The sequence below is a fragment of the Candidatus Omnitrophota bacterium genome (genome assembly GCA_030688425.1).
Classification (GTDB): domain Bacteria; phylum Omnitrophota; class Gorgyraeia; order Zapsychrales; family JANLHA01; genus JAUYIB01.
Genome location: JAUYIB010000031.1, coordinates 1 through 15,115 on the forward strand (window position 1 = coordinate 1; position 15,115 = coordinate 15,115).

The window sequence follows — 15,115 nt, forward strand, 5'->3', positions numbered from 1 at the left end:
CTGGATCGTCGCCTACAACACCGACTATCCGCATCAGTCCTTGAACAACATGACGCCTAAACAGTATTTTGAATCGTTTAACGCTCAACCCAAGGAGCCCGTTCTAACAAATTTTGCCCTTGCTTAAATAGTGGCATTACAAATCTGCATCATCTACTTTAATCAAATGCCCCTCCACCCCCTCTTGTCCAAGATTGCGCGAGCACGCAATCCTCACGCAACTGGCATTTAAACCGCTCGAATCCAATCGAAAAACATTCTGGACCGTTTTTTGTGTTGTCGCACACCCAAGGAAAGCCAGCAAGACGACAATGATGGCATATTGGGCTTTCATAAGAACTCCGCCCGGATTGGCGTCAAAGTTTATCCATGCTGTATTTAGTAAAAACCTCCCCCGTCTTGGCATCGATATCGACACCTACGACTCTAACGCCCTTGTCAAAATCAACGCCATGTAAAGGCACAAACCAAACATGCCAAATTAAAACTTTTTTCCCAAATCCGTTCGAGAGGGCTCCATTTTTCTTCAGCGACCGGAACTCCACTCTCGCCCGCGGATGGCCCCAATCAATCGCATAGCCATATTCATAATTTTCCATTTTCAATTGTTCAATAGAGACCTTTTGTTTCTCATCATAAACAAACACATATTCCTTATTCTGCCGGTATTCCAAAGCAATCTTGATTGCTTCTTCTTCTCCAATTATTTCATCTTTATACTTTACTCGCAATTTATCGGATTGCTCCTGCAATCGCTGGGTCTCCTTTTCAACAAACTTATTATTTTTATCTTTCATCATGACATCCTCCCCATAAACGTAGGGCAAGAAGAAATTGAGCAGCAAGACAAAAGCGCCTATTTGAAGTACTCTCATAGTTCTACTTTGAAAACCAATACTGGCTATTCGGCCCCGTACCGTAAACACCGACTTCCCCGGCTTTTGTTCTCGCTTGAGCGGCAAATTTTGAACAATATATGCCATCACTACCCGTCAACGGCATACCCCCAAAACGCACACCATTGCTATGCAGGTCAGCGGCCAGACTTCGAGCTGCATTTGCCAAACCTGCTTTACGTTGAATTGTAAAAATGCGATCCCGGTCAGAATAACCTCCAAAAGTTCGGACACTTCGAACTCCCGGCCCACTCAAATCCCCAACATCCGGGTGACTATCAACCACTTCTCCATTTCCCGCCCCAATCCCTGTATGATTGAACGGGCCTGGATCAAAAATCGCCATCCCAATACTATATAATTTACCGAGCCACCCACTGCTCTCCTTCCCTATCCGCGGACCGGCGAAAAATACTTGCGAATCTTCGGGTATTAGCGCAGTGTCTTTCGGTGAATATTGCCAAGACGCTACTGTACTCCCTAATGTAAACCCAATATTGTATGTCAATCCTCCCAACGCACCTTCGCCAAAATCGCCACCGGAGATTTCGGAACCAACGCCGCCCCCGATGATCGTTCCTAAGCCGGCCAACCCGGTCATGGCACCCACCGTGTACCCTGACCAACTGCTTCCCAACCCCGACAGAGCTGCCAACCCGACGTTGCCCCCGCCCATACCAGCTCCGGCGGCACCTCCCAACGCTCCTCCTCCAAGGACACCCCAAAAATTGCCAAACGTTTCCCCTAAAACACCCCCGCCGAAATATCCAACCACGGCACCGCCAATGGCCGCGCCGATATTTCCGCCTTCAAGGCCAGCGGTGAAAGCATTGTAAGCGGAGAATCCCAACCATGGCTGGCCAGTTGCAATCCCAACAACAGTACCGATAACGGCCCCTGCCAGCTGTTTAAAGAATTTCTTTAGCGAAAAATGCCCAGATGGGTCAACCCGGTTAACAGGATTGTTTAAAACATAACTATACCTGTTAAACTCTTGAGGGTTATTTGGGTTGGGGACAACTGTATCCGCCGTGATAAACCTCCCCAATCCCGCATCGTAATACCTGGCACCATAATAATACAATCCGACCTCGTCATCAAGACGTTGGCCGGTAAAGTAGTGTTCGACACTTTGGCCGGCGGAATAGTCATCGTGCCTTGTAAATTGGCCGTACGGCTCGTATTCCACCACCTCCTTGATCACCCCGCCCCAGTCTGTCACCACATTCGTGCCGCCCAAATGGTCCCCATGATAGAAAGACGCCTCGCTGTTCCCTGCCGCCGCCACACGCTGATCGCCCAAATAGATAAAATTCGTCCCCGCACCGTCTGTCTCTTCATACAACGCGCCCACAAACACAAATTCTTTCGTCATCGCACCGTTATCGTATAAAATCTTTTTGGTCCTGCCTCCGTCGCCGTCGTATTCGAATTTCGCCGCTAATTCGCTGTCCCGCCGCACTTCGACCAGCCGGTTCTCCGCATCGTAAAGGTATTCCGTCATCACTCCGCCTTGCTGCCTTACCGTCATGTTACCGTTAGCGTCATACTGAAAAACCGCGCCATCACTCAACGATGTGACAGCATGCGGCCCGGCGCCGTTCTGTCCGTATGTATATGTCAGCCCGTCTTTCTGAATAATGTTGCCGATCTCGTCATATTGATAATTCTTGCTCCCATAACCATCCCCCGTGGCTGTCGTCAGGCGGTTCAGGGCATCATACGCAAATGTCTGGCCGGCGGTGTGAACGGCGTCTTGGATTTCTACGATATTTCCAACGCCATCGTAGGTGTATTGAAAATCCTGGATGATCGTGCTTTGCGGGTCGGTGCTTTTGAGGCGTGTGAGCCGCAGGTTTTCAGGGTCGTACGAGTAATCCGTGACCACCCCGTTGCCGTATGCAACCCGGGCGATCTGTCCTGCGGCGTTGTAATCCACATCACTGATGAAAATTTCTTCGACAACCTGGGCATGCGCGGGTTCGGCGCCCAGCAGAAAATCCATGGCGTGAATGACCGCCCCCCCTAAAACCGCAGGGATAGCCTGCCATCCAGTTCCCCTGCCACGCTCGGCCGGGACAGCGCCCACTTCGGCCACACCCTCTCCCGTCCCCCATCCGCAAACCTCTCCGCTCATGATCTTGTGGCTCTGCCCGTTGACCCAGGAGCTAATACCGTATAAGTATCGCGTCGGTTCGTTTATTTCCGTCCTTCCCTCAAACGTCTTCAACAGCCTTTTTCGCTGGGAATCCAAATGGACATGCACCGTGACGATTGCCCCTTTACGAGCAACCGTGAAATAATACCTTTTGCCGATTTCCACCACAGTGGACTGGGCCAATTTCGACCATTGACCGTTCCGATACTGGTCGAGCTCAACCTGCAGATCACCGTTATTGTTGTAAAATCCCAGATAAATTCCATTATTCCAGAGCGCAACATTCTTGTCCGGAGTGTCCGAAAGGCCCCACACCAGCAATTCGCCGGCGTCTTTGCCGGATTGCGAGATCACCGCGTCAAACGTATGCGTGAAGGCGGCCGGAGCAAAGTACGGGACATAAGCGTAAGTATCACTTTTGCGGACATCCAGGCCGCTGAACCGGACACACCCCTCACTTACAGACAAGCGGCGATCGGGGTCATGGACGATAAAGTGCGGAGATCCGATTGAAATATTCGGCCGGGGAACCTGCGGCTTGGCCTGCACTGCGGAAACAACAAAAAAACCCAACACCCCCAGACAGAGAAACCCCTTGCGCATGATTGCCAACCTTTCTGGGGTATCGATAGCGGGGAACGGCTAAGGGGAAGGGTTACGAAGGGCCCGGCTGCCGTGGGGCAGGGCAGCCGGGCCGGATTAAAGCGGTTTAAAAATGCATTCCTAATTTAACGCCATATTCGGTTGAGTTGTTCTTGGGTTCATACCCGACAACTCCGATCGGCGTTCCGTTGAAAGTCACGGCCTGCAGATCAGATTGTTTGATATTCCAATAACGGACAAACGGCTCCACAAAAATATCATATTGCTCCATGGTCTTGACGATCTGCACCGAGCCGCGCATCCCGTATCCTTCATCCTGATTGTTCTCAACGGTGTCGATGCCAGCGATCGCGTCTCCGAGCTCGCTTTTCTGCTTGCCATCCAGAAAAGCGTCGTATTCCACGGTAAAGCCCAGAAACCAGCCATTATCCAGCGCCGTCAGGGTCTTCACGCCCACAGGTAAATAAAAATAATTTGATTCCCGATCATATCCCAGAGCGCCGGTGGTGGAGACCTCACCGCCCAACTGGTCCCGCAGGAAGCGATAGCCCAGGCCGATATACGGCGTGAGGCGCGTGTTCGCAGAGGCGGCGATATCGTATCCGACATACCCCCGTCCTTCTAAAATGAAATCACTGATGTTATCAATGGAGCCGGTGGACACCGAGTCATAATCCACCTGGCCGTAGCTGAACCGGCCGTCCACGCCCAGCACCACCTTTTGCGGCAATCGGACGGTATAAGTCCCAAAAACACCGCCCATCACGCCCTTTTCCTCCATGACGTCAGGTTCTTCATATTTGATATACGAGATTTCCGGGCCGATTTCCCATTCCGTAACAGTTCCTCCTTGCGTTTCATTCAGATTGATGGCCGCGCCGGCAGGCAGAACGCAGATGGACAACACCGCCGTCGCCAAAGCCAAGGCCTTCCATTTTCCAGCAAACTTCAAATTACTCATTTCCATTTCTGTTCCTTTCGGTTGGGGGTATGCTCAAAACAAAGACCGTTAAATTTGAAAGTAAGGAAAAGTAAGGTGCCAAAAGTAAGGTGCCAGGTACATTTTTAGGGGACAGGCTGGTTACACTGCCTGCAGCGCATCCCTCAAATACAGCTTGAACAATCCAGAGCCAATGCCTACTCCTCTGGTAAAAAACACCTCTTCCTGGGGATCAATTCCTTTTGGCATTTCAGGAAATTCATACCCATCAACCAAGGGATCAGATATCTTCTTGAAATAAAATCCTGCAGAGCTATACGCCCATTGCTCAGGACTTTTTATCATGCCGGCTTTTACCGGATTAAACTCAATATACTTCCCGCAGGCATGAAGATAACCTTCATTTTCAATGAGCAAGCTTTTAAATCTTTCTCGCCATAGCGGACCACGCCTTTTATATTTCCTATTAAACCAAAACGTATATTCTCGCTTAATTTCTTGAAAACAGCCAGAGAATTCGGGTAAGCTACGAATCCTAACCGCCAAATGAAAATGGCTGCTCATGAAACAATAATGATGGACTAAGAAGACACCTGTTTTCTTGGTGTCAATTATTAATGACCTGAAAAATTCGAAATCATCGGAATCTTTAAAAATCCATCGCCTTTCAATCGAACGACTGAACACATGAGCAAAGCACCCCTCATACAGCAATTTTCCCCTGGCTATTCTACCCATTTCTGTGAAGTTTATTTTCCTGTCCCCTTTTTATGTACCTGGCACCTTGCTCCTCCTTGCTCCCTTTTATGTACCTGGTACCTATCTCCGCCTAATGAGGTCTTTCACAATCTGTTGCACTAGAAACTTGAATCTACCCCGGTCCTTAGGGCATGGGAGTGGGGAACTTAAACCAAATCGTCCTAGATACTACACCGAGAAATCTCTGATCTTGATATTGCGTATAAAAACATTCCAGCCCACTAAACAAATCTCCGGTGAATTTTATTTTTTCAGTCGATTTCCAAATCTTTTTTTTAGAAAATAAATATAAAGAAGGCGGCGTATACTCATTCAACTCCCCGGGAAAATCCTCCGATCGCACCACCGTAAACCGTTTCAATTTCTGCGTTTCTTGCAATGGCATAGCCAAGACAACGTCTTTTTCAACTCCCACGTCACCTCTGGCTATCATTTTTTTGACTTCATCCAACAACTCTGATGATATCCAGATCCATTGCGACCGATAACATTTTCCAATCACCAGCTGGTCAATATGGATATCGTGAAAGTGACTATAATCATTAGATACCTTGGTGTCGAGAATCCATTTCCGCAGTTTCGCTTTCTTTATTCTGATCATCTTACTCTCCATGGATTTTCCAACCCACCTTCTTAAGAAAGTCTTTTTCCGCATTGTTTAAAACCTTAAACCCATGTTTCCAAGAACCATCAATATTTAAAGCCGCTCCTTTTTTAAAATGAACATGTGCCTGCTCTCCCAATATCTTTCCTAAATCTACCCTCAAAATTGAAGACGGGGCTTTTCCTGTTTGAATTAACTGATTAATTTGGTTTGTCGTTATGCCTTTGCTAATTCTTGCAAAACCTAATTGACTGGTCAATTTCGCAGCCAGGCCACCAGTAAAACCTTTTGTAGCCGACAATCCCTTCGATAGGGGGCCTGCTCTTCCCAACGAAACAACTGTAAAAATATCACTGAATGTTACATCAACAAGCCCTGGTTCGTATGGCACAAAGTCTACTGCTGAATTAGCGGCTTCAACGACGACTTCAGCAATGGCGACTTTTTGGAAAACATTCGTACGAACATCGTTATACATGGCCATGAGCTCGGCTTCACCGATCTCACCAGAGCTAATGCCAGCGGACAATTTCTCAGCGGTTGCCCCAGCCTCGCCTCCATTCGTACCAGTTGCCTGTGAGGATTGAATCCAAGCATTGGCAACCAACCCCCCTGCAATTCCCCCTGTGAGCCCACCTATAAAACTGTCCCATCTGTCTGTCGCTCCTGCAGCTCCCGCACCGGCAATTAACATCCCGGCACCAAACTGCCAACCAAACTCGCTTATTCCCCACGCTCCTATACCCCCCAGGGCACCTCCCCCCAATGCACCAAATAGCGCACCTCTCCACCCCGCCTCAAGTCCACCTGTTACAGCCCCTCCTACTGCACCGCCAATTACGCCAGCCATGGTTGCACCAACCAGAGCTAAACCAGCTGGCCCTGCAATAATTCCTGCGACAGCACCAATAAACGCCCCAACTGCTGCCTTCCAGAACTTTTTAAACGACCAATGCCCGGAAGGGTCAACCCGGTTTATTGGATTGTTTAATGCATAAGAATAACGATTAAAAGCTTGCGGATTGTCGTATCCGGGGACAATTGAATCAGCTGTGATAAACCTCCCCAACCCCGCATCGTAATACCTGGCACCATAATAATACAATCCGACCTCATCATCAAGCCGTTGGCCGGTAAAGTAGTGTTCGACACTTTGGCCGGCGGAATAGTCGTCGTGCCTTGAAAATTCGCCATACGGAGAATACTCCACGACCTCTTTGATCACCCCGCCCCAGTCTGTCACCACATTCGTGCCGCCCAAGTGGTCTCCGTGATAGAAAGATTCCTCGCCGCCCTTTACCGCCGCCACTCTCTGATCGCCCAGATAAATGTAGTTCGTCCCCGCGCCGTCCGTCTCTTCATACAACCCGCCCACAAACACAAATTCTTTCGTCAACGCGCCGTTATCGTATAAAATCTTTTTGGTCCTGCCCCCATCGCCGTCGTATTCAAATTTCGCCACCAGTTCGCTGTCCCGCCGTACTTCCGCCAACCGGTTCTCCGCATCGTAAAGATATTCCGTCATCACTCCGCCTTGCTGGCGGACTGTCATATTGCCGTTCGCGTCATACTGAAAAACCGACCCGTCGCTTAACGAGGTGACGGCGTGCGGGCCGGCGCCGTTCTGGCCATACGTGTAGGTCAACCCATCTTTCTGGATGATGTTGCCGATTTCGTCATATTGATAATTCTTGCTCCCATAGCCGTCCCCGGTAGCCGCCGTCAGGCGGTTCAGGGCATCATACGCAAATGTCTGACTGGCAGTGTGGACGGCGTCAGTGATTTCCATAATATTTCCGACGCCATCGTAGGTATATTGGAGGTCCTGGATGATTGCACTTTGCGGGTCGGTGGTCTTAAGGCGCGTAAGTCGCAAATTCTCGGGGTCGTAGGTGTAATCCGTGACGACCCCGTTACCGTATTCAACCCGGGTGATCTGTCCTGCGGCGTTGTAATCTACATCATTGATGAAAATCTGTTCCGTGACCTGGGCATGGGCGGGATCAACACCCAGCACAATATCCAAAAAGCCGGCCACAGTTTCCTGCAACCGGCTTTTGAACGCTTTCCAACCCTGGTGCGGGACCTCCCCGCTGGCCAACTCGGTCGCCCCGGGGCCGTCCCTCTCATCCTGCCGTAAGAAGGCCCCTTCCGGGATGGGCGGATTCTCTTCTTCTGTCCCGGTGTCGTTATTGTAGATCGCGAGGATCTCCTGCAGGGTCAGCGCACGTTTGTAATACCGCACATCATCAATGGTGCCCTGCAAGTAATCCATATACGCAGACGGATCGGCATGGTTCCTGGCCGCGCCCATGCGGCCGGTCTGCAGACCGTTGGCGGAAAGGAAACTGAACCAGGCGGCCGGATTGCTGTTGAACCAGTACGTCAGGGTCTGCTGGACCCCGTTGACGTAGATCCTCACCCCCGTCCCATCCTGGACAAACGCGATATGCGAGAACACATTGCCCGGAACGCTCCCTCCGGCGGTCGTGCAGGAAATCGGCGTTCCTGCGCCGGAGATGGCGAAGCTCGCGGACTGATTATTCTTGAACCACTCCATGGTGAAATAGCCGGCGGACCCGTTGAAATTAAGGAATGTCCCTCCCAACTCCGGTTTGACCCACATGGTGAACGTGCCGACCGTATCGGTCCGCAAGTCGTTCATGATCGCGTCAACATTGCCGTACTGGCTGGTGCCGTTGAACCGGTAAGCGGCATTTATTTTCCCTGCGCTGCTCAATGAGGAGGTCGCCACCGAGGCCTGACCGTCGTTGTGGCCGGTCCCTGCGTCGGCGATGACCGTTGAAGAGGAATTCTCGTTCAACCGCAACTGGGTGAACGGAGACTCCAGGAGCACCGGATCGCCGCCACCGCCCCCGGGCGGAGGTTCCGGGATCTCCCCGATCTTCACCTGCTCGATCTGCCCCGCGCCGTTATAGATGTAAACCAGCTGTGTCGTATCCGGGTATTCCAGCGATACAAGCCGGTTCAGCGCGTCATAACTTCGATTGACCTGATAGCTCTGGGAACCAATCGTTTTCACGGACGCAACTTCGCGCCCCAAAGCATCATACTCAAAACCGGTCTGGTCGGTCCCCGCGCCGTACTGCACCTGGCCAAGCCGCCCTTTGCCGAACCCGGATTCGATGGTGTCATAGAGATAACTGACATTCAGAGCAAACGGGCCGGTTTTGTCGGTCAGCCGGTTCAGATTGTCATAGACAAAATCCAACTGCTGCTGTTTCGCGTCGGTCTGGGCCAACAGATTCCCGTTGATGTCATACTCGTATTGCCAATCGCCCATGTCCGGATCATTCATGCCGGTCTTGCGGCCCAGCTTGTCATACGCAATGGTCGTGATGTTCCCGTGCGCGTCCTGGGTTTGGGTCAGATTGCCTTCCGAGTCGTAGGTATACAACGTCGTGGCATAAAGCGTGTAGGGCGACTGCGGATAATGGGAGTCGCGGCCGTCCGCCCCGAGATATTCCTCCTTCTTGATCAGCCGGCCGTAGGCGTCGAAATAAGATTTCTGCATGTGGCCATTCTCGTCAACGGATGTTGCCGTCCAGTCCTCATACGCGGCGTCCGCAAACGGTCCGTCAGGCCGGATGGTCCGCACCGCGCGGCCCATGGCGTCGTATTGGATCATCGTGAATGGAGCTGACGGGTTGATCGGATCGATTTCCGTAAGCGGCTGGCTGGTAAAAGCGGGCAAGTATTGTTTCACCGGAAGCCCGCGCAGGTCGTATTCTGTTTGCCCGCTGACGATATTCTGTCCGGCGGTTTCCGAAGGTGTTTTTGTCTGAAGCAGCCGCCCGAGGCCGTCGTAGAATTCGGCCGTATCCAGGCTCCCGGCCGCACCATGATTGATCCGCTGTTTCGTGATGACCTTGAACCAATAGCTGGCGTCGATATATTGCATCGACACGGTGGGATAATCGACGCTGTCCAACGGCGAAACAACCGCGCTTAAACGGCCGTTGGGGTCGTAAATCTTCCGTCCCTTTTGCCCGTTGGGGTCTGTGGTAGACTTGAGATGGCCCCAGAGCCCATGGAAACCTTCGGCATCCTGCAAGGCAACGCCGTTGACGCCGTAATACTCGTTCGTGACGGTGTGCGTGGCGGCGTTAGCCGTTGTCAGCGGGAACAACCGATAGGTCGTGTCAAACGTGATAGTTGTTGTATTCCCTTCCGGGTCCTGCGTTGAAACCAAATTCCCGATGTTGTCATACGTGTAACTTGTTGCCGGGTGAACTGTCCCCGGGGCATCGCCAGCCCAATCCGACTGTTTGGTCAGGAATCCCTGGGACGGCAGGGCGTTCAAGTCCGTGCTCCCGTCATAGTAAAACCAGGAACGCCGGACAACGGCGCCGCTGTTGTCTTTGATCTCCTTTTGTTTAGGCAGTCCCAACAACCATTTGCCGCTTTGTGTATTATTAAGGTAAGCGATTTCAACCGTCCGCTTGTCGCTGCCGGTGTCCGTCCCCGCGGCCAGATCGACCTCACCGAGCTGGATGGTTTTTGTCAGGTTTCCGTATTGGGGCGTTTCATCGTAAAAATACTGTGCCTGCGTCCTCCGGCCCGTGGCGTTGCCGTCATAAACATACTGGTCCGCCTGACGGAGGAAAATAAAATTCACATTGGAATAAACCTGCTGGGACTGCCAGGAATTCACCGTCTTGGCAAAGAGGCGATTCAAGGAATCATACGTTTCCTGTTTAAGGGCCCGCCCCTTATAGACGTCGCCCTGGGCGAATTCGGTGAACGTATAATTGCCGTCCGGGTCGATCATTTTGACGTTCTTGAACCCCCGGTACTCGCGATCTCCATGGTCCCAGAGGGCGTCTTTCAGGTCATACCGGGAAACATAGGTCTGGCCAAACCCCGTTGTCCTGCGGATTTCCTTCACAACGCTGAACACGGTCGGGCTGTTGACCACTTTGTAAGAACTGCCGCCCAATCCCTTGACCGGGACATCCTGGTATTCGATCTCCAAGTGCCCCCCAAAGGTATTGTCAACGTCCAACAAAGACCCAACGCGGCCTCCCTGCTCAAGGCCCTGTTGACGCCAAGTCTTGAAATTATTCTGATTCCCCTGAATGATATCCGTCAACCCGTCACCATCGATATCCCCTAACATCGTGTTGGCGTCATTCAGGCTTTGGGTGGGATACGCCGCCAGCGTGATCGGCGCCAGGAACCCCCGGCTCCCGTCATTCAACCAGACTTTATACGGTGCCCCCTGTGAGCGGTCGCCCACCATCACGTCCGGGAACCGGTCGGCGTTCACATCCAGGACTTTGACGTGCTGATTGTCCGTGCCCAAATTCGGCGGGTTATTGGCAACAATAAAATTATTAAAATTCGTCTTTCCATTGTTGTAATAGATGTAATATTGCTTGTTCTGTCCGGAAAACGTCCGCAGGATGTCCGTCAACCCATCCCCGTTCATGTCGGCCAACTGGACTAAGGGGTTGGAGATGGACAGCGACGGAGGATAATTCGTAGCCGCGACCGGCGCTTTAAACCCATTCTGACCGTTGTTGATCCAAAGGCGGTAATTGTTGGACTGCCCGTAAATGATGTCCAAAATCCCGTCTCCGTTAAATTCCCCGAATTGGATTTCAGTGGAACCGGCCGATGCGGGAGGGGAATTCTGGGCCGTGATGGGCGCATTGAAGTTGTTATTTCCGTTATTAAAATAAATCTTGTAAGAACCGGCAGACGTCGCAAGGATGTCCCCGAAGCCATCACCGTTCATGTCCACGATATGCACCTGATTCTGGGACAGGGAGCTGGTGGGACAATTCCCCGCCAAGACCGGCGGATTAAATCCGTTTACGCCGTTATTGATCCAGTATTTATACGGATTTCCGGGCCCGTAAAGAACGTCAAGAAGACCATCGCCGTTGATATCCACAAGCCGCACGTTGACATTGTCCACAGTGACATTGGGAGAATTAACCGCCACGATGGACGACTGAAAGCTGACGCCCGTCCCGTTGCTCGTATTGAAATAAATATCATACCGGTTGCTGCTGCTCCGCACGATGTCCATGAGGCCGTCGCCGTTCATGTCCATCATCCGCACCACATTGGAATCGCCCAGCGTCACATTCGGAGGGATTTGCGTAAAATTAACCGGAGAAGACCATTGAGGCAAGCCATCGCTATAGGACAAAACCGTCGGTAAGAGCGTCGTAGTCCCATCATCGCCGATTTCCTGCACATATTGCATGATGGACTTCCCTGAAGCCAGCGCTTCATACGCCATTTCATAGGAACGGACGGGATTCCCACCGACCGAAACTTCAACGCCGCTAAGACGGCGCAGTTGCTGGATAGGAAAACCGGCGATATATGTGAGAGTATCATCGGCCGCAGTTGTCCGAGATTCATAAAGTAACTGGACCAGGGCATAAGTCGGCAAGCCGGCCAGGGCATTGCCGGTGTACCGGATCGAGTTGGGATACAGCTGGTTATCATCACGAACATAGGCAATGGTCATATAATTGCCGTTGGTGTCCTCAACCCTTTCCAGGCACCACTTGAAAACACGGGACTGATTCGCGGGGTCGTAAACGCGGGTATCTGCGGTTGAACCAAAGATGTATTTTACCCCTCGGCGATCGGTCACTTCCCAGGACGACCCGGTATAACGGATCTTAGCGAAAGCCCCTTCAATTTCCGGACGAAACTCCGTCCCGTTACCGCTGATATCAACGAGCTCCTGGCTGCTGCCGCTCTGAACCAGGACAAAAGTATCGGTCGTGTTGTATTGGGGCGCTCCTTTTTTAGTCGATCGCTGGACAGCCCCAAGCTCGAACCCCCACCCCATACCCAAAAGCCCGTTGCTGGCGCTTGAGTTGTAAAACAGCGTCAGATTGGGCTGGATACCGGCCCTGCCGGCCGGGACTTTGATGGGTATTTGGATGGATGCCGCGCCCGTGTTGGGGTCCACATCCACACCTTGAGATAATCCCATGAATTGGTTGGAAGACGGCGGTTTTGCCGCGTCGGCAACCCAGGGAAAGACTCCGGAAAAGGCGATAAAACAGGATAAAACTGAAAAAAGGATAAATTCCCCCGACGCCCGCAAAGATTGCGCAGTGGCACGCTCCATATTCCCCTCCTAAATCAAAATAGCTATGTTCGATTTTTTATTGGGGACCTTAGGGGAAATGATTCCGGGGTAATTCAGGAAAACAACAGACGACGGGGGTAGAACTCAGCAGGGGATTGCCAATCCAAAGACAACTCGGGGATCAGGGGAAATTTCGTTTTAAATGGAGCCCCACGGGCATAGCCCGTGGTACCTTTGCATGACCCGTCTCTGCCAAAGTACTTTCGTCTTTGGCTTCGCCGGGTTCATCCGTCTTCGCAGGGCTTCCGGCGGAATCCGGCGTAACCGGAGACCTCATTTTTCGCCTTCCTCCCCAGGCAAAGCCTATGGTCTCCGGCGAAGACGGATGAAACAGGGTAAGGGGTAAATTCGGGTGCCCTGGCTATCCCCTTTTTCCCCTGTTTTTCTCCTGCATCATCTCCCTGTCGCTACCCCTAACGACAATACCGGGAGACGCCTACAGATCGCACAGGGCACCCGAAAAGCATACGGCTAACGCAACGCCTTACTTCTTTGGCAGCTTCTTGGGGGTGTCCGGGGACAGACACTTGCTGCACGGCTTCATTTTTCGCTCAACGGCCTTTTCTTCGGGGATGGCCGATGTTTCCTTGTTTTTCAGAAACGGACACGCGGCAGAATGGTATTTCTTGCCTTGCTTTGTGACATAAACGTCCGCCGCAAACACCGGCCCCGCGACCGCCTGAAAAATCAAAACAGCCGCCATCAACATAACCTTCTTCATTGCATCCTCCTGTTGTGCGGGGTAGGTTCGTTAGTGGGGATATGGTATGCCGTCAATTCATCGCGCATAAACGGCTGAAGCCGCCGCCCGTGTGCGCGTCAAGCAAGGCGGTCAATTCCGCAATGCGCATTTCTCTTTCCAGATGACTCCGCGCGTCTGCCGCCGCATCCAGCAACAACTCCATTTGCATCCGGCGCCGCTCAAAATAAATGCGTGTGACCTGGTCCAGGATATCTTCCCTCAATTCCGACATCAGTTTGGCCCTTGAGTCGATTGACGTCTGGGCAGGGTTCCAGATGACTTCCGAGAAATCCCAGGATAAGGAAAGACTCCAATCCAAATAATCACGCCCCTTGAGGAGAGAATCCGGATTTCCTCCGGAATCCCAGTGAAAAAGCTCTGTGTCGGCCCGGCTTAATCCGGTGGACAACGTCGGCATCCAGGCACTGGACTGGGCCGCCTTCTGCCATCTTTTAATCTTCTGCGGGCTCACATCCGCGTACTCAAGAGCAAGAAGCTGGACCTCGCTGACCGTCGGCTCCTTAGCAAAACGCTCCTTCACCGTCGCCACCTGGGCGTCTGAAATGCTCCCCAGGATGGCGCTCTCCTCGGGGGACAATGCAAAAACGCCCCTGTCGGTGCCGGCGAAAAGTTTGTCGCCGGCCATAGCCAGCGACAAAACATGCCCGCCGGACATCCCGGAGGCCGTAGCCGTCCATTGATTCCCTGCCAGCTCATATACCCCGTTGTTCGTTCCCGCAAATATCCGAAAGCCCCGCCATGGAAAGGACGGCTCCTCCGCCACAAACGGGGCATTTTCGGGACCGTGGCTGGAAATGACCGCAACGGCCAAAGACGTGACGGTCTCAGGGACAAGACCCAGCCGGGGCAAATCATGCCAGCGTTCCTCATCCACGTTCTTAAAAAGCACACCCGAATCCGCCGCCAAGAAAATATATTGCCGGCCGCCATCCAGAACCACCATATCCTTGAGTGCCGACGAGTTAAAAACCGTATCGGTCTCTTCCCCATTGATCAACAGGTCAGCGTCTTCCTCCATGACCGTTTCGTTATAAATCTTTTGGGTCGACAAATCATTGCTGTCCACGCGGTAAACCTCATTACCGGCTATCGCGTAGAGGTAAGCCCCGGCGGCTCCCATTTTAGGTATCCTTGCATGCCCGAGTGGGCCGGACAGTTTTTCCCAAACCGACACGTCTGGATCCCAGAGATACACTCCCTGCTCCGTCCCCGCAAAAAGCCGGCCTCCCGCCACTTGCACACTCAACG

Annotated in this window: 9 protein-coding genes; all 9 read right to left on the minus strand. The window is 52.2% G+C overall.

Annotation, left to right across the window (positions count from 1 at the left end):
- Nucleotides 1-136: 136 nt before the first annotated feature.
- The 9 genes from Q8Q08_11850 to Q8Q08_11890 all read right to left on the minus strand — a co-directional run bounded on the left by Q8Q08_11850 (nt 137) and on the right by Q8Q08_11890 (nt 14,987).
- Nucleotides 137-334: a hypothetical protein gene (locus tag Q8Q08_11850; protein ID MDP2654707.1), complete on the minus strand. Its 198-nt coding sequence runs from the start codon at nt 332-334 to the stop codon at nt 137-139.
- Between the two features lie 22 nt (nt 335-356).
- Entirely contained in the window at nt 357-800 is a 444-nt protein-coding gene (locus tag Q8Q08_11855; GenBank protein ID MDP2654708.1) for a hypothetical protein, read from the minus strand.
- A 79-nt stretch (nt 801-879) separates the two neighbouring features.
- Nucleotides 880-3,657 carry an RHS repeat-associated core domain-containing protein gene (locus Q8Q08_11860; protein MDP2654709.1) on the minus strand — a complete coding sequence of 926 codons (2,778 nt, stop codon included), beginning with the start codon at nt 3,655-3,657 and terminating at the stop codon, nt 880-882.
- Nucleotides 3,658-3,763: 106 nt separating this feature from the next.
- Nucleotides 3,764-4,618 (minus strand): outer membrane beta-barrel protein, encoded by an 855-nt coding sequence (locus Q8Q08_11865; GenBank protein ID MDP2654710.1) that lies wholly within the window; start codon nt 4,616-4,618, stop codon nt 3,764-3,766.
- A 120-nt stretch (nt 4,619-4,738) separates the two neighbouring features.
- Nucleotides 4,739-5,335: a transposase gene (locus Q8Q08_11870; GenBank protein ID MDP2654711.1), complete on the minus strand. Its 597-nt coding sequence runs from the start codon at nt 5,333-5,335 to the stop codon at nt 4,739-4,741.
- Between the two features lie 145 nt (nt 5,336-5,480).
- Nucleotides 5,481-5,957, minus strand: a complete 477-nt coding sequence (locus Q8Q08_11875) for a hypothetical protein (protein ID MDP2654712.1) — start codon at nt 5,955-5,957, stop codon at nt 5,481-5,483.
- A 1-nt stretch (nt 5,958) separates the two neighbouring features.
- Nucleotides 5,959-12,945 (minus strand): toxin TcdB middle/N-terminal domain-containing protein, encoded by a 6,987-nt coding sequence (locus Q8Q08_11880; protein MDP2654713.1) that lies wholly within the window; start codon nt 12,943-12,945, stop codon nt 5,959-5,961.
- Between the two features lie 643 nt (nt 12,946-13,588).
- Entirely contained in the window at nt 13,589-13,825 is a 237-nt protein-coding gene (locus Q8Q08_11885) for a hypothetical protein (protein ID MDP2654714.1), read from the minus strand.
- A gap of 52 nt (nt 13,826-13,877) precedes the next feature.
- Nucleotides 13,878-14,987, minus strand: a complete 1,110-nt coding sequence (locus tag Q8Q08_11890) for a hypothetical protein (GenBank protein MDP2654715.1) — start codon at nt 14,985-14,987, stop codon at nt 13,878-13,880.
- Nucleotides 14,988-15,115 lie beyond the last annotated feature (128 nt).